Origin of the sequence: Nonomuraea endophytica, from assembly GCF_014203235.1 — a bacterium.
GTDB classification, from domain to species: domain Bacteria; phylum Actinomycetota; class Actinomycetes; order Streptosporangiales; family Streptosporangiaceae; genus Nonomuraea; species Nonomuraea endophytica.
The window spans coordinates 114,399-137,476 of record NZ_JACHIN010000024.1 but is presented as its reverse complement, the minus strand read 5'-3'; the positions used below and the strand labels follow the sequence as shown (position 1 = coordinate 137,476).

General features: G+C 71.4%; 21 protein-coding genes. 15 read left to right on the top strand and 6 right to left on the bottom strand.

The genetic code is table 11. The features are described 5' to 3' along the window. The first annotated feature begins 155 nt into the window (after positions 1 to 155). From HNR40_RS50125 to HNR40_RS50095, 7 genes are all read left to right on the top strand, one after another. On the top strand, positions 156 to 1,325 hold the full coding sequence (locus HNR40_RS50125) for a flavin-containing monooxygenase (protein WP_312896845.1): 1,170 nt from the start codon (positions 156 to 158) through the stop codon (positions 1,323 to 1,325). Between the two features lie 94 nt (positions 1,326 to 1,419). Next, entirely contained in the window at positions 1,420 to 2,448 is a 1,029-nt protein-coding gene (locus HNR40_RS50120; protein WP_184974925.1) for a dipeptidase, read from the top strand. Continuing rightward, on the top strand, positions 2,445 to 3,533 hold the full coding sequence (locus HNR40_RS50115; RefSeq protein WP_184974922.1) for a M20/M25/M40 family metallo-hydrolase: 1,089 nt from the start codon (positions 2,445 to 2,447) through the stop codon (positions 3,531 to 3,533). The genes HNR40_RS50120 and HNR40_RS50115 overlap by 4 nt, the downstream gene beginning before the upstream one ends. Before the next feature lie 7 nt (positions 3,534 to 3,540). Then, positions 3,541 to 4,299, top strand: a complete 759-nt coding sequence (locus HNR40_RS50110; RefSeq protein WP_184974919.1) for a GNAT family N-acetyltransferase — start codon at positions 3,541 to 3,543, stop codon at positions 4,297 to 4,299. Positions 4,300 to 4,308: 9 nt separating this feature from the next. After that, positions 4,309 to 5,736, top strand: a complete 1,428-nt coding sequence (locus HNR40_RS50105) for an Nramp family divalent metal transporter (RefSeq protein WP_184974916.1) — start codon at positions 4,309 to 4,311, stop codon at positions 5,734 to 5,736. 187 nt (positions 5,737 to 5,923) lie between these two features. Further along, positions 5,924 to 6,877: a helix-turn-helix transcriptional regulator gene (locus HNR40_RS50100; RefSeq protein ID WP_184974913.1), complete on the top strand. Its 954-nt coding sequence runs from the start codon at positions 5,924 to 5,926 to the stop codon at positions 6,875 to 6,877. Positions 6,878 to 6,912: 35 nt separating this feature from the next. Continuing rightward, entirely contained in the window at positions 6,913 to 8,004 is a 1,092-nt protein-coding gene (locus tag HNR40_RS50095; RefSeq protein WP_221341796.1) for a C45 family autoproteolytic acyltransferase/hydrolase, read from the top strand. On the opposite strand, the gene HNR40_RS50090 is transcribed toward HNR40_RS50095, so the two are convergent. Further along, positions 7,988 to 8,647, bottom strand: a complete 660-nt coding sequence (locus HNR40_RS50090) for a response regulator transcription factor (protein ID WP_184974910.1) — start codon at positions 8,645 to 8,647, stop codon at positions 7,988 to 7,990. The two genes, HNR40_RS50095 and HNR40_RS50090, sit on opposite strands and share 17 nt — an antisense overlap. Continuing rightward, entirely contained in the window at positions 8,644 to 9,702 is a 1,059-nt protein-coding gene (locus HNR40_RS50085; protein ID WP_184974907.1) for a sensor histidine kinase, read from the bottom strand. The genes HNR40_RS50090 and HNR40_RS50085 overlap by 4 nt, the downstream gene beginning before the upstream one ends. Positions 9,703 to 9,824: 122 nt before the next feature. Between HNR40_RS50085 and HNR40_RS50080 the strand changes: the two genes are divergently transcribed. Continuing rightward, a complete protein-coding gene (locus HNR40_RS50080; protein ID WP_184974904.1) occupies positions 9,825 to 11,039 on the top strand; it encodes an FAD-binding oxidoreductase in 1,215 nt (404 codons plus the stop codon). Between the two features lie 2 nt (positions 11,040 to 11,041). Further along, entirely contained in the window at positions 11,042 to 12,037 is a 996-nt protein-coding gene (locus HNR40_RS50075; RefSeq protein WP_184974901.1) for a carboxymuconolactone decarboxylase family protein, read from the top strand. Here the strand turns inward: HNR40_RS50075 and HNR40_RS50070 are convergent, their stop codons facing one another. From HNR40_RS50070 to HNR40_RS50060, 3 genes are read right to left on the bottom strand one after another with little or no spacing between them, the layout of a single operon-like run. Then, on the bottom strand, positions 12,038 to 13,486 hold the full coding sequence (locus tag HNR40_RS50070) for an AMP-binding protein (RefSeq protein WP_184974898.1): 1,449 nt from the start codon (positions 13,484 to 13,486) through the stop codon (positions 12,038 to 12,040). Beyond that, positions 13,486 to 14,472, bottom strand: a complete 987-nt coding sequence (locus HNR40_RS57725; protein WP_184974895.1) for an acyl-CoA dehydrogenase family protein — start codon at positions 14,470 to 14,472, stop codon at positions 13,486 to 13,488. The genes HNR40_RS50070 and HNR40_RS57725 overlap by 1 nt, the downstream gene beginning before the upstream one ends. Beyond that, positions 14,469 to 15,605: an acyl-CoA dehydrogenase family protein gene (locus HNR40_RS50060; RefSeq protein WP_184974892.1), complete on the bottom strand. Its 1,137-nt coding sequence runs from the start codon at positions 15,603 to 15,605 to the stop codon at positions 14,469 to 14,471. Before HNR40_RS50060 ends, HNR40_RS57725 begins: the two co-directional genes overlap by 4 nt. Before the next feature lie 192 nt (positions 15,606 to 15,797). Between HNR40_RS50060 and HNR40_RS50055 the strand changes: the two genes are divergently transcribed. The 6 genes from HNR40_RS50055 (at position 15,798) to HNR40_RS50030 (ending at position 21,209) form a co-directional block, all read left to right on the top strand. Continuing rightward, positions 15,798 to 17,105, top strand: coding sequence for a sensor histidine kinase (locus tag HNR40_RS50055; RefSeq protein ID WP_184974889.1), 1,308 nt, complete (start codon positions 15,798 to 15,800; stop codon positions 17,103 to 17,105). Beyond that, positions 17,102 to 18,469: a sensor histidine kinase gene (locus HNR40_RS50050; RefSeq protein WP_312896844.1), complete on the top strand. Its 1,368-nt coding sequence runs from the start codon at positions 17,102 to 17,104 to the stop codon at positions 18,467 to 18,469. Before HNR40_RS50055 ends, HNR40_RS50050 begins: the two co-directional genes overlap by 4 nt. A 14-nt stretch (positions 18,470 to 18,483) precedes the next feature. Further along, the gene (locus HNR40_RS50045; RefSeq protein ID WP_184974886.1) at positions 18,484 to 19,083 is read left to right on the top strand and encodes a TetR/AcrR family transcriptional regulator; all 600 of its coding nucleotides are present in this window, start codon (positions 18,484 to 18,486) and stop codon (positions 19,081 to 19,083) included. A 68-nt stretch (positions 19,084 to 19,151) separates the two neighbouring features. Further along, positions 19,152 to 20,135: an AurF N-oxygenase family protein gene (locus HNR40_RS50040; protein WP_184974883.1), complete on the top strand. Its 984-nt coding sequence runs from the start codon at positions 19,152 to 19,154 to the stop codon at positions 20,133 to 20,135. 20 nt (positions 20,136 to 20,155) lie between these two features. Next, positions 20,156 to 20,974: an SDR family NAD(P)-dependent oxidoreductase gene (locus tag HNR40_RS50035; RefSeq protein ID WP_184974976.1), complete on the top strand. Its 819-nt coding sequence runs from the start codon at positions 20,156 to 20,158 to the stop codon at positions 20,972 to 20,974. 22 nt (positions 20,975 to 20,996) lie between these two features. Then, a complete protein-coding gene (locus tag HNR40_RS50030) occupies positions 20,997 to 21,209 on the top strand; it encodes a hypothetical protein (protein WP_184974880.1) in 213 nt (70 codons plus the stop codon). A 173-nt stretch (positions 21,210 to 21,382) separates the two neighbouring features. On the opposite strand, the gene HNR40_RS50025 is transcribed toward HNR40_RS50030, so the two are convergent. Further along, complete coding sequence (locus tag HNR40_RS50025; protein WP_184974877.1) at positions 21,383 to 23,062, bottom strand: glycoside hydrolase family 35 protein; 1,680 nt, start codon at positions 23,060 to 23,062, stop codon at positions 21,383 to 21,385. Between the last annotated feature and the right edge of the window lie 16 nt (positions 23,063 to 23,078).

Sequence of the window (23,078 nt, the reverse complement as noted above, 5' to 3'; positions counted from 1 at the left end):
CTGACAGCCCACAGGCCGACACACCCGGGGCCGACATACCCAGGGCTGAGGGACCTCGGGCTGACAGCCCACAGGCCGACACACCCGGGGCCGACATACCCAGGGCTGAGGGACCTCGGGCTGACAGCCCACAGGCCGACACACCCGGGGCCGACGTGCCCAGGGCTGACATCCCGTGGGTGGACGGCCCACAGGACGACGGACCACAGGACGATGGACCTCGGGATGACCGGTCGGCGCACGGGGTGCGGGTTGAGGAGTTTGATGTCGTGGTGGCCGGGGTCGGGCAGCTGAATCGGCCCGCGATGCCCGACATCCCCGGCATGGCCGACTTCGAGGGCGTCTCCTTCCACTCCGCTCGCTGGAACCACGACCACGACCTGAGCGGCCGCCGGGTGGCCGTCATCGGCACCGGGTCATCGGCAGCGCAGTTCATCCCGCCGGTAGCGGGCAGAGCCGGGCACCTGGACGTGTACCAGCGCACCCCGAACTGGGTCATCCCCAAGCCCGACGCCGCCTTCGGACCAATGACCCGGCTGGCGCTCCGGTTCGTGCCCGGGTTACAGCGCGCGTACCGCGAATGGATCTACCGCTACGCCGAGGGCACCCTCTACCCGGCGCTGGCCCGCGGATGGAGCGAGGGGATGCTCAAGAAGCGGGCCCTGGGTCATCTGCGCGCGCAGGTGGCCGACCCCGGGCTGCGCGCGAAACTCACGCCCGACTACCCGCCGGGCTGCAAGCGGGTGGTCATCGACAGCACGTTCTATCCCGCGCTCACCCGGCCCAACGTGGACGTGGTGACCGACCGGATCGTCCGCATCACCGCCAAGGGGATCGAGACCACGCGCGGACTGCGCGAGGCGGACACGATCATCTACGGGACGGGGTTCAGGAGCACCGAGTTCCTCACCCCGATCGCGCTCACGGGCCGCGGCGGGCAGCGGCTGGAGGAGCGGTGGAAGCAGGGGGCGGAGGCGTACCTGGGCATCTCGGTGCCGGACTTCCCGAACCTGTTCCTGCTGTACGGCCCCAACACCAACCTGGGCCACAACTCGATCATCTTCATGATCGAATGCCAGGTGAACCACATCATGAACTGCCTGCCGTACCTCTCGGAGCGGGGGCCGATGGAGGTCAGGCCGGAGGCGATGGCGGCGTGGAGCAGGCAGCTCGACGTGGCCATGGCACGCATGGTGTGGGGGAACGGCTGCCAGAGCTGGTACAAGACGGCCGAGGGCCGCGTCACCAACAACTGGCCGGGCCCCACTCCCCTGTATCGGAAGCTGACCGCGCTGCCGCCGCTGCCCGCCTACCGGTTCGGTTAGCGCCGCGTGTTCGTCGCACGGCCCCATCCGCCCTGGGTGGATTTGGCCTGGGCAACGAGCGATCACGGCCACCCGGCGCGATAACGTCGGTGACATGACAACACCCCTCCACCAGCGTGCGGTCGTGGCCGACACGCACAACGACCTGCTGATGGCGGTCTCGGCGCGACCGGCGGAGATCTGGGCTTCGTTCTTCCGCGAGCGCTGGCTGCCCCAGCTTCAGGCGGGCGGGGTGAACCTGCAGGTGCTGCCGGTGTTCATCGACGACCAGTATCGCCCGGAGGGCGCGCTCCGGCAGTCGTTGCGCATGATCGAGTGTGCTCACGTGATCGCCGAGGGCAACTCCGGGGACGTGGCGCTGTGCCGTACGGGAGCGGAGATCGACGCGGCGCTCGCGGACGGGAAGATCGCGCTCGTCCTGGCGATGGAGAGCATGCCGGGCCTCGACGCGAGCGTGGAGCTGATCTCCACCCTCCACCGGCTGGGCGTGCGGGTCGCCTCGATCGCGCACTGGGGACGCACCCCGCTGGCCGACGGCAGCGGCGAGGACGCCACCGGCAGCGGCCTGACCTCCCACGGCGTGGCGGCGCTGCGGGAGATGGAGCGGCTGGGGATGGTGTTCGACATCTCGCACCTGGGCGCATCGGGCGTGGCGCACGTGCTGGAGCTGGCGACCAGGCCGGTCCTGGCGACGCATTCGAGCGCCCGCGCGCTGCGCGACCACCACCGCAACCTCACCGACGACCAGCTGCGCGCGGTGGCGGCGGGCGGCGGCGTGGTGTGCGTGAACTTCTTCGCCCCGTTCCTGCTGGAGGACGGCTCGAAGGCGCGGCTCGACAACCTGCTCGACCACATCGAGCACATCGCCGCCGTGGCCGGGATCGACCACGTGGGGCTGGGCCCGGACTTCGTGTACGAGGTGATGATGGAGCTCACGCCGCCCTGCTGCGAGGACGTCAACCTGCGCGGCGTGGACCCGCTGCAGTCGATCCCCGGGCTGGAGGGCCCGGCGGGGCTGCCGATGGTCACCGAGGGGCTGCTCCAGCGCGGGCTGCCGGAGGAGGACGTCGTGAAGATCATCGGTGGGAACGTCCACCGTTTCCTGGGGGAGCTGCTCGTATGATCGCGGAACTCGAAGAGCTGGTCACGTGTGAGTCGTTCTCCAGCGATCTGGCGGCGGTCGCGCGCAGCGCCAAGGTCGTGGGCGCGATGGGCGCGCGGCACCTGGGCGCCGAGCCCGAGTTCATCGTGGTGGACGGCGTCACCCACCTGCGCTGGACGTTCGGCGAACCCAAGGTGCTCCTGCTCGGCCACCACGACACCGTCTGGCCGATGGGCACGCTGCGCACCCACCCGTGGTCGTTGGTGGACGGCGTGGCGCGCGGGCCGGGCGTGTTCGACATGAAGGCCGGGCTGGTGCAGACCTTCCACGCGCTGGCGGGACTGCCCAGCCTCGACGGGGTCAGCGTGCTGATCACCGGCGACGAGGAGGTCGGCTCGGTCACGTCCAGCGGGCTGATCCAGGAGACCGCGCGCGGGCTCGCCGCCGCGTTCGTGCTGGAGGCCAGCGCCGACGGCGGCGCGCTGAAGACCGCGCGCAAGGGCACCTCCGACTATCGGGTCGAGGTGTACGGCAAGGCCGCCCACGCCGGGCTCGAACCGTGGAACGGCGCCAACGCGGGCGTCGAACTGGCCCACCAGATCCTCGCCGTCAACGAACTGGCCCAGATCGTCGACGGCGGCGAGCTGCCCAGGGCGGCGGCCACCACGGTCACCCCGACCGTGCTGTCCGGCGGTTCGACCGTCAACACCGTGCCCGCGCACGCCCGCGTCGGCGTGGACGTGCGGGTGTCGTCGCTGGCCGCGCAGACCCGCGTGGACGAGCTCATGCGCGCCCTGTCCCCCACCACGCCCGGCACCAGGATCGAGGTCAGCGGCGGGCCGAACCGGCCGCCGCTGGAGGAGGCCATGTCGGCGGAGCTGTTCGCGCTGGCCCAGCGGCTCAGCCCGGAACCCCTGACCAGCGCGCACGTGGGCGGCGCCTCCGACGGCAACTTCACCGCCGGGGTCGGCTGCCGCACCCTCGACGGGCTGGGCGGCGTGGGCGGCGGCGCGCACGCCGACCACGAACACGTGATCGTCGCCGAGATGCCGCGCCGCACGGAGCTCCTGCGGGCGCTGGTGTCGGCTGTCCTGGCGGGTGAGTGAGGGGCACGTGAGCGACCTGGAGATCCGCGAACTCCACGACCAGCGGGAGTTCGTCGAGCTGTATCGCCTGTTCGACGACATCTGGCATCCCGAACCGGGCAACCCGCCGGTGACGGTGGAGCTGATGAAGGTGTTCTCGCACACGGGCAGCTATGTGGCCGGGGCCTACCGGGACGGGGAGCTGGTCGGCGGATCGGTGGGGATCCTGGCCTCCGGCGGCGCCCTGCACTCCCACGTGACCGGTGCGCTGCCGGGCCAGGGCATCGGGCTGCCGCTCAAGCGGCACCAGCGCGACTGGGCGCTGGCCAGGGGGATCACGAAGATCAGCTGGACGTTCGACCCGCTGGTACGGCGTAACGCCCGCTTCAACCTGGTGAAGCTGGGCGCGCGTCCGGAGGAGTACCTGGAGGACTTCTACGGCGTCATGGCCGACGCCATCAACGAGGGCGACCGGTCCGACCGGCTGCTGGCGGTGTGGCGGCTGGACGAGGAGGCGGCGCCGTACCCGATCGAGGACGCCACGGCGGGAGTGGCGGAGCGGGACGGGATGCCCGTGGTGGGGCGGGCCGACGGGCCCGTCGTGCTGGTGGCGACGCCGCGCGACATCGAGACGCTGCGGCGGGAGAACCCCGAGGTGGGACGGGCGTGGCGGATGGCGCTGCGCGAGGTTCTGGGCGGGCTGATGGGCGCGGGCGCGCGGGTCGTCGCTTTCACCGATCGTGGAGAATATGTACTTAAGCTGTCAGAAGGCGAACAGCCTGGTTAACGTCGGTGCATGACGGAATTCACCCCCACCGTCCCGCACCGCGTTCTACCCCCGGTAACCGTGAGGGACCTGCCAGAACCACCGCGCACCACCTGGCGCATCATCGGGCCCGGCCTGGTCGGCGCGGGCGTGGGACTGGCCTCCGGCGAGTTCATCCTCTGGCCCTACATCGCCTCCCAGGTCGGTCTGGTCTTCATCTGGGGCGCGCTGATCGGCATCGTCACGCAGTGGTTCCTCAACATGGAGATCGAGCGGTACACGCTGGCCACCGGCGAGACCGCGCTGACCGGGTTCAGCCGCATGTGGAAGCACTGGGGCCTGGTCTTCGTGATCATGACGCTCTGCTCGAACCTGTGGCCGGGCTGGGTGACGACCTCGGCCACGATGGTCACGTACCTGACCGGCGGCGGCCAGCCCAGCGTCCGCTACATCGCGATCGGCATGCTGCTGGTCATCGCGCTGGGGCTGACGCTCGCCCCGGTCATCTACACGCTCCTGGAGCGGGTGATCTTCGTCAAGATCGCCCTCGTGCTGACGCTCGCGGTGGTCGCGATCCTGTTCGCGATCAACTCTGACGCCTGGGTGGAGCTGGGCAAGGGCCTGACCGTCGGGGCGCGCTTCCCGGTGCCGCCGCTGGAGTTCGCGGTGCTCATGGGCGCGATCGCCTACGCCGGGGCGGGCGGCGGGCAGAACCTGTGCCAGAGCAACTGGATCCGCGACAAGGGCTTCGGCATGGGCGCGTACGTGCCACGCCTGGTCAGCCCGGTCACCGGGCACGAGGAGGCGGCGGCGTCCACGGGGTTCCAGTTCGCCCCGACCAAGGAGAACCTCGCCCGCTGGCGGCAGTGGTGGCGCTTCGCCAACATCGAGCAGGGGTCCACGTTCGCGGTGGTCTCGTTCCTGACGATCGCGCTGATGTCGATGCTGGCGTACTCGACGGTGTTCGGTAAGGAGGGGCTGGCCAACAGCATCACCTTCCTCAAGGTCGAGGGCGAGACGCTGCAGACCGTGGTGGGGCCGTGGTTCGGCGTGCTGTTCTGGGTGATCGGCGCGCTGTCGCTGTTCGCGTCGGCGATGGGCATCGTGGACTACACCTCGCGGCTGGCCTCGGACGTCATCAAGACCGTCTACCTCCGCGACCGCGACATCTCGGTCAACCGCGTCTACTTCCTCACGGTGTGGACGATGACCGTGGTGGGGATCGCGATCCTGCTGCTGGGCTTCGACCAGCCGCTGATCCTGCTGGTGTTCTCGGCGAGCTTCGCGGCGGTGATGATGTTCGTGTACTCGATCCTGCTGATCATCCTCAACCGGCGGGCGCTGCCCGAGGCGATCAAGGTCCGCTCGTACCGCCTGGCCGCCCTCTTCTGGTCCGTCGCCTTCTTCGGCTCCCTCACCGTCCTCACCCTCATCCAACAAGCCGGCAAGCTGTTCTGACGCTGCTTTTCCGTTACGGCTCCCGCCACCCCCACCCCACCGCCGACCCGGGCCGGCGCCGATCGGGGGGATCGCTTCTCACGCCGGACGTGGTCCCCGCCGTTACGGCGCCCCGTTGGCCGGCTTCCGGGGAAGACCGAGGCCAATGCGGAAGCAGGCTTTCCTCGTTAACGGGCAGACTGGCCACATGCTGGAAACCTCGGCCCGTCTGCTCAAGCTCCTGTCCCTGCTCCAGGCCCACAAGGAGTGGTCCGGGCCCGAGCTGGCCGACCGGCTCCAGGTCTCCACCCGGACGGTCAGGAACGACGTCGAGCGCCTGCGCACGCTCGGCTATCCGGTGCATGCGACCCCGGGCGTCGCCGGGGGTTACCGGCTGGGTGCGGGGGCGGCGTTGCCGCCGTTGCTGCTGGACGACGAGGAGGCCGTGGCGGTCGCGGTCGGGCTGGGGCGGGCGGCCGGCGGCGGCGTGGCCGGGATCGAGGAGACCTCGGTGCGCGCGCTGGCCAAGCTGGAGCAGGTGCTGCCCTCGCGGTTGCGGCGCCGGGTGAGCGCGCTCAACACCCACACGGTGCACATTCCCGGCGAGGCGCCGTCGGTGCCGCCCGAGGTGCTGACCACGATCGCCAACGCGGCCCGTGACCATGAGCGGCTGCGCTTCGACTATGTGGGGCATGGCGGGGTGGCCAGCAGGCGGGACGCGGAGCCGTACCGGCTGGTGCATCGCAAGGGGCGCTGGTATCTGATGGCGTGGGACGTCGAGCGGGGCGACTGGCGCACGTTCCGGGTGGATCGGGTCACGCTCAAGGTGCCCGCCACGGGGCCGAGGTTCGTGCCGAGGGAGTTGCCCGGCGACGTGGCGGCGTACGTGGAGAAGGGGATCAGCACCGCGATGTGGGAGCACACCGGAACGGTGCTGCTGCACGCGCCGGCGGAGCGGATGCGTGCGCTGGGGCTGGGCCTGGAGATCGAGCCGGACGGCGCGGAGCGCTGCCTGATGCGGGTGGGCGGCGACAACCTCGCCGGGATCGCCGTCTGGATCGGCTTCCTCGACGTGGACTTCGAGGTGCTGGACCCGCCGGAGCTCGCCGTCGCGGTGAAGGCGCTGGCCGAGCGCTACGGCAGGGCGGTCAGCGACCGGTAAGCCCGTGGTCAGAGGGCGGCGGCATCGTCTGGGGCATGGATATCACGCAGGTCGCAGGCAGCAGGGACGACTTCCAGCTCGTCCGCCACATCACCGTCGCCGGTTCGCAGGAGGAGATCGGCGGGCAGCTCGCGCAGGAGGCGCGCCGGATCGGGTGGCAGCCCGCCCCCGCCGACCCCGAGGTCAACCGGGCGCGCCGGAAGTGGTTCGCCCGCCACTGGCCGCAGCATCTGGCCCGCATCAACGGCGCCGCCGCCGCGCTCGGCCTCGACCCCGATCAGGACGAGGTGACACTCGACGGGCTGACCGCGCTGCCGCAGGCGTGTTCGGCGCTGTGGGTGCCGCCCTCTGCGGCCACGGACGGGCACGGCAGGGTCGGCCGCAACTATGACTTCTTCACCATGACCACGAGCGAGCTCATGGGCACCCCGCCGGTGCCGGACGAGCTGCCGATGGCCTCGCGCCCGCACGTGATCACCACCCGGCCCGATGACGGCCTGGCGACCACGGTGCTGACGATGACGGAGTTCGACGGCTGCATGGACGGCGTCAACGAGGCCGGTCTGGCCGTGGTGCTGCTGATCGCCGACTTCGAGAGCGCCGAGCCGCCGGAGGACTTCTCCCCGCGGGCCGGCGTGAACTCGGTGCAGTTGCCCCGCTTCCTCCTGGACACCTGCGAGACGGCCGAGCAGGCGAAGGCGGCGCTGCGGGAGGTCACGATGTACGACTTCGGGATGCCGCTGCACTACCTGATCGCCGACGCGCACGGGCAGGCGTTCGTGTGGGAGGGGCCGGGCCACGTGACCGAGGCCGGGGACGGCGCGCTGTGCGTGACCAACCATCTGCTGCACCGCCACCCCGACCCCAAGGCGCTGCCGGAGGACACCCCCGAGTCGTTCGCCTCCTACGCCCGCCTGCGCACCCTGCACGAGCGCAGCCAGGACGCGGTCATGGGCCCGGCGGACCTGCGCGCCAGCCTGCTGGAGGTGGCGCAGACCGGGGACCCGTCGATGCGGACGCTGTACAGCTCGTACTTCGACACCGCGGAGCGCACGATGGCGGTCCGCTTCTACCTGGGCGAGGGCCGCGGCCACTCCCCCGAGCTGGTCTTCAGCCCTTCGGCCTGACCAGGCCGGACTCGTAGGCGAACACCACGAGCTGGGCGCGGTCGCGCGCGCCCAGCTTCGTCATGGCCCTGCTCACGTGCGTCTTGGCGGTGAACGGGCTGACCACCATGCTCTCGGCGATCTCGGCGTTGGTCAGCCCGCGCGCCACCAGCGCGACGGCCTCGCGCTCGCGCGCGGTCAGCAGGTTGGCCTCCCCCGGCGGCAGCGTCAGCGGCGGCCGGGTCACGAACTCGCTGATCAGCCTGCGGGTGATGCCGGGCGACAGCAGCGCGTCGCCGCGCATGACCACGCCGACGGCGTGCACGAGGTCGCCGGGGTCGGTGTCCTTCAGCAGGAACCCGGCCGCGCCGGCGCGCAGCGCGGAGAAGACGTACTCGTCGAGGCCGAAGTTGGTGAGGATCACCACGTGGACGCCGGTCAGCTTCGGGTCGGCGGCGATGGCCGCTGTGGCCTCGATGCCGTCCATGACCGGCATCTGGATGTCGAGCAGAACCACGTCGGGCAGGAGTTCTGCCGCCAGTTCGATCGCCTCCCGCCCGTTGGCCGCCTCGCCGACGACGTCGATGTTCTCCTCGGCGTCCAGCAGGGCGCGGAAGCCCGCCCTGATGAGCTTCTGGTCGTCGGCGAGCAGGACGCGGATCATGCGGGCAGCTCCGCGCGCACGCTGAACCCGCCCTCGGGCCGCGGCCCGGCCGCCAGCGTGCCGCCTAGCGCGGCGACCCGCTCGCGCATGCCGGTCAGCCCGACCCCGGGCGCGCCCGCCGACTGGCCGTGCCCGTCGTCGTCCACCTGCAGGACCACCCCGGCGCTGCCGTAGCTGACGACCACGTCGGCGGCGGCCGCGCCGCCCGCGTGCTTGGTGACGTTGGTCAGCGCCTCCTGCACGATCCGGTAGGCGGCCTGCTCGACCTCCTCGGGCAGCGGGCGGGGCGAGCCGCCGACGGTCAGCCGCACGTCCTGGCCGCCCGCTCTGGTCCGCTCGACCAGTCCGGGCAGCCGCGCCAGCGCGACCGTCTCGTCGCGCAGCGCCTCCAGCGTCGCGCGCAGCTCACGCATCGCGTCGCCGCTGGCCTCCTGGATCGTCAGCAGCGACGCCGGCACCTCCTCGCCGCGCTTCTTCGCCAGGTGTACGGCCACGCCCGCCTGCACCTTGATGACCGAGATCGCATGGGTGAGGGTGTCGTGCAGCTCCCTGGCGATGTAGAGCCGCTCCTGCTCGGCCCGGCGCAGCAGGGCCTCCTCCCGGGTGCGCTCGGCCTCGGCGGCCCGCTCGTCGGCCTGCAGGAGCGCCACGCCCATCGCCATCGCCGCCACGTACCAGCCCATGACCAGGAATCCGCCCTTGATCGCGGTCACCGGAGGCTGCCCGGCCAGGAGGTTCGACGCCATCATGCCGAGGATCAGCGTCAGCGCCGAGGCGAGCGCGTACGGCCGGCCGTGCACCCTGACCACGCTGGTCAGCGCGATGAGGGCGGGCACGCTGGCGGAGATCTCGGGTTCGACGGTCAGGAAGTAGACAAGCGCGAGCCCGGTGGTGGCGGCCAGCACCGGTATGGGCGCGCGCCGGTGGAAGTGCATGGCGGCCGCGGCGGCCAGCAGCAGCGCGTAGCCGACCGGGCCGGCTTTGCCGGTCAGGGCGGCGTTGGCCACCATTACGGCCGCCACGATGGGCGCCACCAGGAGATCGGGCCTGCTCATGGCGGCAAACTACGCCATATATCGCCAGAACGCGTCGTCCGGGAGTGCTACTCCCCGGAGAGTAGGCAAGTGCGTTCGCTGGTACGACGACCTGCGGCGATCCGGCGGCGATCGTCGATGACATGCGAATCGACACCTTCTCCGGCCCGATCCACCTGCCCGGCGATCCCGGCTACGACGGCGGCCGCTGGACCTGGAACCAGGCGGTCGACCAGCGGCCCGCGATCGTCGCCGAGGCGCTCGGCGCCGAGGACGTGCGGGCCGCGCTGCTGGCCGCCCGCGACCGCGGCCTTCCGCTGACCGTGCAGGCGACCGGCCACGGCACGCTGGTGCCGAGCGACGGCGGCTTGCTGCTGAAGACCACCCGGATGGCCGGCGTGGAGGTCGACCCGGTGCGCCGGGTGGCGGTCGTGGAGCCGGGCGCGCTCTGGGAGGACGTGGTGTCGGCGGCGGCCGCCCACGGCCTGGCCCCGCTGGCGGGCGCGCCGTCGGTCGGCGTCACCGGCTACACGCTGGGCGGCGGCGCGGGCTGGCTGTCCCGCCTGTACGGCCTGGCCGCCGACAACGTGGTCAGCGCCGAGGTCGTCACCGCCGACGGCCGGATCCTGGAGGCCGGCGAGGAACACCACCCCGACCTGTTTTGGGCGCTGCGCGGCGGCAGCGGCAACTTCGGCGTCGTCACCCGGCTGGAGTTCCGCCTGTTCCCGGTGGCGCGGATGGTGGCCGGCATGACCATGCACGCCTTCGAGCGGGCCGGCGAGACGCTGGCCGCGTTCCGCGACTGGGAGCAGCCGGACACGGTCAACGCCGCCGTCTTCGTCATCAGGATGCCCGACGGCGCCCGGATGCTGGGCGTGCGCGTCGTGGCGGTGGGCGAGCCGGAGTCGGTGCTGGCCCCGCTGCTGTCGGTGGCCGGCGAACCGCTGAGCGGCTCGTACGCCGAACTGCCCTTCGAACAGGCCGTGCGGGTGCTGGCCCCCGCCCACGGGCCGATGCCGCTGGGCAACGGCTTCGAGTACGTGCGGGACCTGCCCGACGACCTGATCGCCGCGCTCCTGGACTCGCCGGTGGGCGGCATCGAGATCCGCAGGTGGGGTGGCGCGATGGCGGCGCCGGGCGGCCCGGCCGGCCATCGCGACATGCCGTTCTCGGTGATGGCGGGTGAGCCGATCGAGGTCCCGCACGCGACCGGCGGCGCGTTCCTCAACTTCCTGACCGACACCTCCAGGACCGCCGACGCCTTCACCCCGGCCGGCTACGCCCGCCTGCGCGAGCTGAAGAAGGCCTGGGACCCGCAGGGCGTGCTGCGCCCGAGCCATCTGATCGAGACGGAGTGACCATGGGATTCCTGCACATAAGCCCGGTCGAGCCGAAGGCCGCGACGGGCCTGGCCGCCGAGGTCTACCGGCAGCAGGCCGCGGACGTGGGGCTGGCCCGCATGCCCGCCCTGATGGCCCTGTCGTCCGTGCCCGCCCTGCTGGCCGCCACCTGGTCGCTGCTCAGGGAGTCGCTGATGGCCGGGCCGCTGTCCAGGACGGAGCGGGAGGTCGTCGCGCTGGGCGTGTCGACGGCCAACCGGTGCCCGTACTGCGTGGGCGCGCACACGCTGTTCCTGCACGCGACCGGCGACCACGCGCTGGCCGAGACCCTGCTGGCGGGCGGCAGGCCGGCCGACCCCCGCCAGGCGGCGTTGTACGCCTGGGCGACGGGCGAGACCCGCGACGGCCCGGACGCGCCGGAGCTGCTGGGCACGGCGCTGGCCTTCCACTTCATCAACCGCATGGTCACCGCCCTGCACACGCCCGACGTGCTGCCGGGCGGCCTGCAGAAGACCCGGCTGGTGCGCCGGGCGGCCGGCCGCACGCTGGCCAGGCCCGCCCGGCGCCTGCTCCCGCCGGGCGAAAGCCTCCGATTCCTGCACACACCACACGCCGACGCACCCCAGCCACGGGACGCACCGCGCGCCGCCGCGCCCGCCTGGGCGCACGGCTCTCCCGTCGGTACGGCCTACGCCGCGCTGACCGAGGTCGCCGGGCAGGGCGGCGCCCTGCTGACGCACCCGGAGCGCGTGGCCGAGGCCGTGGCCCGCTGGGACGGCGGCCACCCGCCCATGGGCGGCTCCTGGCTGGCCGACGCCCTGTCCGGGCTGCCCGCCGCCGAGGCGGCGCCCACACGGCTGGCCCTGCTGGCGGCGCTGGCGCCGTACCGGATCACCGAGGGGGACGTGGCGGCGTGGCCGCACACCGACGAGAGCCTGGTGCGGCTGCTCGCCTTCGGCGCCGTGACGGCGGTCAGGCACGCCGAGCGGACCTTCAGCCCGGCGGCGGCGAGCTGATCAGCGGGCGGACAGGTATTCCTCCCTGACCTTGCTGCGGGACAGCTTGCCGGTAGGGGTGCGGGGCAGCTGCTCGCGGAACTCGATCACCTTCGGGTGCTTGAAGCGGGCCAGGCGCGGCTCCAGGTGGTGCAGGAGGGCGTCGGCGGTGATGGGGGCGTGCGGCTGGACGAGGGCGACGACGTTGTGGCCCCACTCCTCGTCCGGCACGCCGATGACCGCGACGTCGGCCACGGCCGGGTGCTCCAGGATCGCGGCCTCGATCTCGGCGGGGTAGATGTTGACGCCGCCGGAGACGATCAGGTCGGTACGCCGGTCGCACAGGAACAGGAAGCCGTCCTCGTCGAAGTAGCCGATGTCGCCGGGGGCGTACCACTCGCCGCGCATGCTGGCGGCGGTCTTGGCCGGGTCCTTGCGGTACTCGAACGAGCCGAGGCTCGACTTGACGTAGATCATGCCGGGCTCGCCGGGCGGGAGCTCCTCGCCCTCCTCGTCGAGGATCCTGGCCTCGAACGTGGGGGCGGGGCGGCCGACCGTGCCGGGGCGGGCCAGCCAGTCGTGCGGCTTGACGGAGAAGGCGATCGTGGACTCGGTCGAGCCGTAGTACTCGTAGAGGACCGGGCCCCACCAGTCGAGTATGCCCTGCTTGACGGCGACCGGGCAGGCGGCGGCGGTGTGGATGACCTGGCCCAGCGAGCTGAGGTCGTAGCGCTTCCTGACCTCGGCCGGGAGCTGGAGCATCCGGTGGAACATGGTCGGCACCATCATCGCGTTGGTGACCCGGTATTGCTCGACGAGGGCCAGGATCGGCTCCGGCTCGAAGCGCGGGGCGATGACGACGGTGTGGCCGAGGTGGAGGGCGAACTGGGTGTGGGCGCACGGCGATGAGTGGTACATGGGCGAGGTCACCAGGTGCACGCCGTCGCCCGGCCGCAGGTCGCACACCTCGCCCAGGAACCAGACGTACAGCGGGACGATCGCCTCCGGCTCCGCGCCGGGCAGCGGGCGCTGGACGCCTTTGGGGAAGCCGGTGGTGCCGGAGGTGTACCACATGACGGCGCCCGAGGAGCGGTCCTCCGGGGCGGTGCCGGGGCGGCCGTCGGCCAGGCTCGCCACGTCGGCGGGGCCGGTCACCACGACCTTGGCGTCGCAGTCCTGGATGATGTAGTCGACCTCGGGCTCGGTCAGGTGCCAGTTGATCGGCACGTAGTAGAGCCCGATCTGGCCGGTGGCCATGAGCATGACGACCGCGTCGATACCGTTGCGCAGGATGCCGGCGACCACGTCCCCGGCGCCCAGGCCGCGGGCGCGCAGGCCGTGGGAGACCTGGTTGACGCGGGTGAGCAGGTCGCCGTAGCTGGTGGCGGCGCCGTCCACGTCGATCACGGCGGTGCGGCCCGGGTCGGCCGCCGCGATGGCGTAGAAGCCCGGGGTCTGGCTGAGGTCCATCACAGCTCCAGCAGCTCGGCGAGACGGGTGCGGTGGCGGCGGGGCGGGCCGAGCAGCACCTCGTCGGCCTTGGCGCGCTTGTAGTACAGGTGGGCGTCGTGCTCCCACGTGAAGCCGATGCCGCCGTGCAGCAGCAGGTGGTCGCGGGCCACCTCGAAACAGGCCCGGCCCACGTAGGCCTGGGCGAGCGCGGCGGCCTCCGGCAGGTCGGCGGGCGACTCGTCACCGGCCCAGGCGGCGTAGCGGACGATCGACTCGGCCTGTTCGAGCTTGCCGTGCATGTCGGCCAGCTTATGCTTCACGCCCTGGTAGGAGCCGATGTAGCGGCCGAACGCGACCCGGACCTTGGCGTAGGCGACGATGGCCTCCAGCGCGGCCCTGATCACGCCGAGTTGCTCGGCCGCGAGGGCGACGGCCTGCAGGTCGCGGATGGCGGCCAGCGTCGCGGGGTCGTCGGTGACGAGCCTGCCGGGCGGCGCGGTGACCCGCGCCTGGCGCCGCGTGAGGTCGAGCGGCTCCAGCGGCTCCCTGGCGGCCTCCTCAGCCGGTACGGCCCGCAGTTCGTCCCCGCTGTCCAGCAGGATGAGGCCGGCCTCCATGCCGTTGGGCACGTGGCCGGGATCGGCCGCATAGGTGGCGACGAGGCTGCCGTCGGCGATGCCGGGCAGCAGTTCCTTCTCGCCCGCCCGGCTCAGCGCGATGGCGGCGAACGTGGTGGCCAGGAAGGGGCCGGGCAGCAGGGCGGCCCCGGTCTCCTCCAGGACGACCGCGAGCTCGGCGTGGCCGGCGCCGGCTCCGCCGTACTCCTCGGGGACGATCAGGCCGGTGAGCCCGAGCTCGCCGGAAAGGCGCGCGTAGACCTCGCGCGAGTAGCCGTCGGGCGACTCCATGTCGCGGCGCACCTGGGCGAGCGGCGAGGCGGCGGCGAGGAAGGACCGTACGGCGGCGCGCAGGTCCTGCTGCTCCTGGCTGAGCACGAGCTTCACGACTGGGTCCCCACCTTCAGGTCCTTGAACGGCACGGTCTTGTCCACGCGCGGCTCCGGCGGCAGCCCGAGCACCCGGTCCCCGACGATGTTGCGCATGATCTCGTTGGTGCCGCCGCCGAGGGCGAGCGCGGGCGCCAGCGCGATCGCCTGGGACAGGCCGTCGTCGGTGACCGCGTCGGGTCCGGCGAGGGAGGTGGCGAGGTCGGCCTGGAACATGGTCAGCTCGGCCAGCAGCAGCTTGGCGGCGCTGCCGCGGGCGCCGGGGAAGACGCCGGCCCTGGTCTCCTGCGACAGGCGCTGGTTGAACAGCGACAGCGCGCGGGAGCGGATGTGCAGCTCGACGAGCTGGTCGCGGACGTAGGGGTCGGCGGTGTCGAGCCGGTCGCGCAGGGCCTCGAAGGAGACGGGGTTGTCGCGCTGGCCGCTCATGCCGACGCCGGCGGAGATCGACAGGCGCTCGTGCAGCAGGGTGGTGACGGCGACGCCCCAGCCGTCGTTGACCTCGCCGATGCGGTCGGCGTCCGGGATGTTCACGTCGTCGAAGAAGATCTCGTTGAACCTGGCGTGGCCGGTCATGTCCTTGAGCGGCTTGACGGTGACGCCGGGGTGGTGCATGTCGACGGCGAACATGGTCAGGCCCTTGTGCTTGGGCACGTCCACGTCGGTCCTGGCCAGCAGCAGGCCCCAGTCGGCGTGCTGGGCGACCGAGGTCCAGACCTTCTGGCCGTTGACGACCCAGCCGTCGCCGTCGCGCTCGGCCTTGGTCTGGAGGCTGGCCACGTCGCTGCCGGCGCCGGGCTCGGAGAACAGCTGGCACCAGACGTGCTCGCCGCGCAGCAGCGGGCGCAGGAAGCGGGCGCGCTGCTCGTCGCTGCCCCGGTCGAGGATCGTGGGGCCGCACATGCCCAGGCCGATCGAGAAGACGTAGGTGGGCAGGTTGTGGTGGCGGGCCTCGGCGGCGAAGGCACGTTCCTCCGCCTGGGTCAGGCCCTGGCCGCCCCACTGTTCCGGCCAGGTGATGCCGGAGTATCCGGCGTCGTGGAGCCGGGCCATGAAGGCCTTGGGGTCGTCCTCCCGGGCGTTCTCCGCCAGCCAGGCACGGGCCTCGCGCCGATACTCATCAAGGTTCACATCGTCTCCTTGGCATCAGTGCTCACTTACTCTAACTAGCCCGAACTCGCATTCATAGAGCATTGCTCTAGCGTCGTTTTGTCCGGATTTATCGATGAATCTCCGTTGATTAGAGATGAGGGCACCTAGTGTGATCACCTGATCACGGGGGAGGACGTGATAGCGCGCTTTCGGGGATCGGTACGGGGAAGGTTGACGCTCTTCGCGAGCTTCACCATCGCTTTGCTGTGCCTCGTGGTCAACACGTTCGTGCTGGTCGCCATCAGGCAGACCGCCGAGGAGTACCGGGCCAACGAGGTCGTCGGCGCCGCGCTCCGGGTGGTCCACCTGATCAAGCGGGGCACGCTGCCGTCCACGATGGCGACCGAGCCGGGCGGCGCCCTGCAGGTGCTCAACAGCCACGGCCAGGTGGTCGCCTCCTCGCCCAACCTCAAGGGCAAGCCGCGCATCTCCGGCACGACCCCCACCCCCGACAACTCCGCCAACACCAGCGTGGAGTGCGACCTGTCCGCCTACCCCGATCAGTGCATGGTCGTGTCGACCTTCCGGGTGTACGAGCCGGACGGCGACTGGTACGTCTACACGGTCGGCCCCGTCGTGCCCTGGTACGTGCACCTGAGCGTGCTCGCCTTCCTCATCGGCATCTCGATCGCGCTGACCTCGCTGGTGGCGTTCGGCACGTGGAAGGTCGTGGCCAACACGCTGGCCCCGGTGGACGCCATCCGCTCCAAGCTGTCCGACATCACCGCCACCGACCTCGGCCAGCGGGTGCCGGTGCCGATCACGCACGACGAGATCCGCGCGCTCGCCCTCACCGCCAACGAGACGCTGGACCGGCTGCAGACCGCCGTCGAGCAGCAGCGCAGGTTCGCCTCCGACGCCTCCCACGACCTGCGCAGCCCGATCACCGCGATGCGCGCCCAAGTCGAGGAGGCGCTGCTCTACCCCGAGAGCGCCGACTGGCCGCGCACCGCCGAAGCCGTCGTGGGCAGCCTGGACCGGCTGCAGGCCATCGTCACCGACCTGCTCACGCTGGCCAAGCTCGACGCCGGCGCCTCCGGGGCCAAGGAACCGGTGGACCTGGCCGACCTCGTCGTGTCCGAGACCATCAGGCCGAGGGTCAAGAAGGTCGTCACCTCGCTGGACCCGGGCGTGGTCGTCACCGGCGACCGGCTGCGGCTGGCCCGCCTGCTGACCAACCTCATCGACAACGCGGAACGGCACGCCGACCACACCATCACGATCACGGTGCGCGAGCAGGGAGGCCGGGCCGTACTGGAGATCCTCGACGACGGCGCGGGCATCGCGCACGACCAGCGCGACATCGTCTTCCGGCGCTTCACCCGGCTGGACGCCTCCCGCAACCGCGACGCCGGCGGCACCGGTCTGGGCCTGCCGATCGCCCGGGAGATCGCCGGGAGCCACCACGGCACGCTCACCATCGCGGACTCCGTGCGCGGCGCCCGGTTCGTCCTCTCACTGCCGCTCAGGGAGCCGTGACCCAGGTGTTCACCCGATGGTCGGTGAGAAGCCGGATGACCGCGATCGCGGCGGGCAACGCGCTCGTGCTCAACCTCGTCGTGGCCATCCTCGTCACGCCGCTGGTGCACGTGGTGATCAGCGACTACGTCACCGAGCGGGTGGCCAAGGCGGCCCGCCGCGTCGCCTTCAACGTCGAGCGCTTCGCGCCCGTCGACGAGCTCAAGTCCGTCACGCCCACCGAGGAGATCGACGCCCTGCAGGTCGTCGACAACGAGTCGAGGGTACGGCAGGCCAGCAAGCGACTCCTCGGCCTGCCGCCGCTGACCAACCTGAAGCCCACCGAGGACGACGGCCGGGTGGCGACCACCACCTGCACCAGGTTGCTGCCCGGCAACCCCTGCCTGACCACCGTGGGCTTCCGTGTCAGCGTGGGCGGCAACTACTGGATGTCCTATGCCTTCGGCCCCGACATCCCGTGGTACATCAGCCCGCTCTACGCGCTCGGCCTGCTGGCCGGAGCGCTCGTGCTCACGGTGCCGAGCTCGGTGGTGGCGTGGGCGGCGGTCGGCAACGCGTTGCGGCCGGTCAAGGACATCAAGACCGAGCTGGCCGAGATCACCGCGACCGACCTGGGCCGCCGGGTGCCGCGTTCGCCGCGCCGCGACGAGCTGGACGACCTGGCCAGGACCGTCAACGACACCCTCGACCGGCTGGAGGTGGCGGTGGAGCAGCAGCGCAGGTTCGCCTCCGACGCCTCCCACGACCTGCGCAGCCCGATCACCGCCATGCGCGCCCAGGTCGAGCAGGCGCTGCTCTACCCGGAGGAGACCGACTGGCCGCAGACGGCCAGGGAGGTGCTGGCCAGCCTGGACCGGCTGCAGGCCATCGTCGGCGACCTGCTCACGCTGGCCAGGCTGGAGGCGGGCGCGCCGGGCCGTACGGAGCGGGTGGACCTGGGCGAGCTGGTGGCGGCCGAGTCGGGGCGGCCCAGGTCGAAGCAGGTGGCGACCGAGCTGGAGCCGGGCGCGACGGTCATGGGCGACCGGGTACGGCTGGCCCGCCTGCTGACGAATCTGGTCGACAACGCCGAGCGGCATGCCGACGAGTCGATAACGATCACGGTTCGGGTCGAGGACGGGCGGGCCGTACTGGAGGTGATGGACGACGGGGACGGCATCGCGCCCGATCAGCGCGAGGTGGTTTTCCGGCGTTTCACCCGGTTGGACGCCTCCCGCAACCGTGACGCGGGCGGCACGGGACTGGGCCTGCCCATCGCCCGGGAGATCGCGACGAGCCACGACGGCACGCTCACGATCGAGGATTCGACCCACGGTGCCCGGTTTGTCCTGCGGATCCCACTCGCTGATGGTTACCGAGGGTAATAGAGTTCTCGGCTGTGACACGGGGTTTCAGCCGATTACGACGTGAGGATCTCCTCAAGACGGCCTGCGAGGTGATTGCGGCCCGTGGGTTCGGGCATACCCGGACCCTCGACATCGCCCGCGCGGCGGGCGTGAGCCAGGCGTTGCTGTTCTACCACTTCGAGACGAAGGAACAGCTGATCGCCGAGGCTTTCGCCTACGCGGCCAGGCAACATCTGAACGCGATCGGCAAGATCGAACGCTCGCCGAACTCGCCGACGGAGCGCCTGCGCGCGCTGATCAGGCTGAGCTCGCCGGGCACCTCGGCCGCGGGCTGGCGCATCTGGATCGACGCCTGGTCGGAGTCGATGCGCAACCCCGAACTGGAGGCCACCACCCGCCGCATGGACGTGCACGGCAGGACCGTGCTCAAGGAGATCATCGCGGCCGGGGTCGAGTCCGGCGAGTTCACCTGCCCCGATCCCGAGGCGTCGAGCTGGCGGATCTTCGGGATGATCGACGGCCTCGCCGTACAGCTGCACGTGCACGACAAGCTCATCTCCCGCCGCAAGGTCACCCAGCTCGTCCGTACGGCCGCCGCGATGGAGGTGGGCCTGACGGTCGACGACGTGTGAGCCGGGTCACTCTTCCCTCGCTATTGGATGCTCCGTACAATTACGTGGCGAGGAGAGGAGTGCCTGCGATGACAGCCGCACCGAGCTCTACCGCCGCGAGGGAATCCGACGAGACGGTCGCCGACCGCAGTGCCTACGAGACGGTCATCCACCGCCTCTCGAAGGCCTCGGTCGACAAGCACTGGGAGCCGTACAAGGACATCCCCTGGGACGACCCCGAGTTCCTGATCGACCAGGACGACCCGCGCTGGGAACTGCCCGAGGTCGACAAGCTGGGCGCGCACGCGTGGTATCAGTCCCGCTCCCCCGAGGTCAGGGCGCGGATCGGGCTGTTCAGGGTGGCCACCGCGATGAAGATCGGGCTGCAGTTCGAGAACCTGCTCAAGCGGGGTCTGCTCAACTACGCCTACCGCCTGCCCAACGGCGCGCCCGAGTTCCGCTACGTCTACCACGAGACCATCGAAGAGGGACATCACGGGATGATGTTCCAGGAGTTCGTGAACCGCACGAAGATGCCGGTACGCGGCATGCCGGGGCCGCTCAGCCTCATCGCCCAGGTCGCGCCGTGGATCCCGCTGATCTCCACCGAGCTGTTCTTCATCTTCGTGCTCGGCGGCGAGGACCCCATCGACCACGTGCAGCGCAAGATGCTCAAGGACGGCAGGAAGCACCACCCGCTGGAAGAGACCATCATGCGCATCCACATCGCGGAGGAGGCCAGGCACATCTCCTTCGCCCGGCACTACCTGCGCAACCGGGTGCCGCGCATGCCCCGCCACCGCAGGCTGCTGCTGGGGATCATCTCGCCGATCATCTTGGGCGTCATGGCCCGGATCATGCTGGCCCCGCCCGGCCCGATGATCAAGCGGTTCAACGTCCCGCCGCACGTGGTCAGGGACGTCTACACCAACAGCCAGGCCGCCGCCGCGGAGATCCGCGACTCGGTCGGCAAGACCCGCGAGCTGTGCGTGGACGTCGGCCTGGTCAACCCGCTCACCCGGCGGATCTGGCAGGTCATGGGCATCTGGGCGCCGAGCGGGAAGAGCGAGTGAACCCCTTGCCCGCCGGGCGGGTGAAGTGCGCGATCGTCACCGGCGGCGCGTCCGGGATCGGGCGGGCGCTCGCCCGCGACCTGTCCGCGCGGGGCGTGGCGGTGACGATCGCCGACCTCGACGAGGCGGCGGGCAAGCGGGTGGCGGCGGAGTTCGGCCTGGACTTCGCCCCGCTCGACGTCACCGACGCCGAGGCCGTGGCCGCCCTCTTCCAGCGGGTACGGCAGGCGCGCGGGCGGCTCGACTTCGTCTTCAACAACGCGGGCATCGCCATCGGCGGCGCCACCGAGGAACTGTCCCTGGCCCACTGGGACAAGGCCGTCGACGTGAACCTGCGCGGCGTCGTCCACGGGGTGCACGCGGCGTACCCGATCATGCTGGAGCAGGGGTTCGGGCACCTCGTCAACACCGCGTCGATGGCGGGGCTGGTGCCGGCGCCGTTCATGCTGCCCTACACCACGACGAAGCACGCGGTGGTCGGGCTGTCGCTGGCGTTGCGGGCCGAGGCGGCGGCGCGGGGCGTGCGGGTGAGCGTGGTGTGCCCGGGGTTCACCGACACGCCGCTGCTCGACCACGCCAACCCGGGGCTGCCGGAGACCGAGATGGGCCGGCAGGCCAGGAGCGCGGCGGTGCGGGCGCAGGGGCGGTTGTATTCGGTGGACGCGCTGTCGCGCGACATCCTGCGCGGGGTGGCGCGCAACCAGGCGCTCATCGTGGCTCCGGCCTCCGGGCGGATGGCATGGCGCGGGGCCAGGATGTTCCCGGCGGGCGCCGTGCGGGCGGCGGCGCTGGCCGTACGCCGATTGCGTGTTTCACCTCCCGACAAAACGGACATATAGCCATAAATCGGGGAGGTGTTCCGTGAGTTCCAAGTCGCGTCAGTCGCGCGAGCAGCACGAGGACAATACCGAGCAACGGTCGCGGGTGGAGACACCGAAACCCTTCGCGAAGGTCAGGGCGGCCTCGCGGGGGACCACGGAACGCACCGCCTCGGGCGGCGCGCTGTCGCGGCGGCTGGCCAAGCAGTCCCTTCCCCTGCGCCGCGGCCAGCGCGGCGGCACCACCAAGAGCTGACCTGGACGCCCTAGGCCGCCACCTAGGGAATGCCGGGGCGCCCCCACCGCCCACCTGGGGGCGCCTCCGGTTCCAACGAACGGCGCGGCCGGAACCCCGAGCGGCCGCGCGTCACGTGGAGGTGGAACCGAGAGGCCGGTCCCGGGCCCTCCAGCCCGGGACCGGTACGCAAGCTAGAGCTGGGGCTCCGGCCGCAGTTCGACGCGGGCGTCCTGAGGCGCGCCGTCCATCTCCAGCACGACGATCTCGTTGGCGCCCTCGCGCAGCAGCGGCCACGGCACGTAGAGAGTGATCTGCGGGCCCTTGTCCCAGTAGCGGCCGAGGTGGAAGCCGTTGACCCACACGTGGCCCTTGACCCAGCCGGGCAGCGCGAGGAAGCCGTCCGCGGGCCGTTCGACGTGGAGGGTGCCGCGGTGGAAGGCCGGGCCCTCGGAAGCGGACGCGCGCCCCCACGGCAGCGCCGACACGTCGGACAGCGGCACGGGGTCGATCTCCCAGCCGAACAGGTATTGCTGGTCGTGCCGCACGCCGTCCAGGACGCCCTTGCGCTCGCCCACCAGCGGACCGTAGTTGACCCGGCCCATCGCCTCGACCACCAGCGTCAGCTCGGCGCCCTCCGCCGGAGTCTTCACCTCCACGTCGGACGCGCCGTTGCGCTCCAGAACTCCGGCGACGGCGCCGTCCACCAGCACGTTCGCCCGGTCGTGCAGCCCCCTGACTCCCACCCGCAGCGCGTCGCCGCGCGGCCCGGGGATCCGAGTGCGGTAGACGGCCAGGCCGTAGTCCTGGCCGAGCTCCTCGAACGTACGCGTGGCCGCGCTGCGCACGGTCCCGGTCGAGAGCACGTCCAGGCAGTCGAGCAGCGCCAGCCGTTCGCCCAGCTCCACGTGCTGTGGCGGCAGCGTCTCCTGAAGGCTCTCGGGCACCGGCGGCAGGTCGGCGTGGCGGCCCAGCGCCTCCCGGTAGGCCCAGAACTTCGGCGTCAGCGCCCCGCTCTCCGAGATCGGCGCGTCGTAGTCGTAGGAGGTGACGGTCGGCTGGTAGGTGTCGCCGTCGGCGTTGGCCCCGGCCCAGAAGCCGAAGTTGGTGCCGCCGACGGCCATGTAGAAGTTGACCGAGCCGCGCTCCAGGATCTCCTCCAGGGCCTGGGTGGCGTCCTGGGGGTCGCGGGTGTGGTGCGGCTCGCCGTAGTGGTCGAACCAGCCGTTCCAGAACTCCATGCAGAACGGGTCGTCGTCCGGCCGGTGCCGCGCCAGAACCTCGAACTGCCGCTCGGCCCCGCTGCCGAAGTTGGCCGTGGCCAGGACGCCGGGCAGCGTGCCGCCGGTCAGCATCAGGTCCGTGGCGCCGTCGGAGGTGAACAACGGGACGTCGATGCCGCGCCGTACCAGACCGTCGGCCAGGTGCCGCAGATAGACGGGGTCGGTGCCGTAGGAGCCGTACTCGTTCTCCACCTGCACCATGACGACGTTGCCGCCCCTGGTCACCTGGTGCGCGGCGATGCGCGGGACCAGCTCGTCGAAGAAGCGGTCCACCGGCTCCAGGAAGCGCGGATCGTGGCAGCGGTAGGGGCCGGGCAGCCATGACGGCAGCCCGCCGTTCTCCCACTCGGCGCAGATGTACGGCCCCGGCCGCACGATGACCTTCAGCCCCGCCTCCCCCGCTGCCCGGAAGAAGCCCTCCATGTCGGCCAGGCCGGTGAAGTCGAACCGGCCGGGGCGCGGCTCGTGCAGATTCCACGGCACGTACGTCTCGACCGTGTCCACGCCCATCGCCCGCAGCTTGCCCAGCCGGTCCGGCCACTGCTGGGGCAGCGTCCGGAAGTAGTGCATGGCTCCGCTGAGCACCTTCATCGCCGGTTCCCTTTTT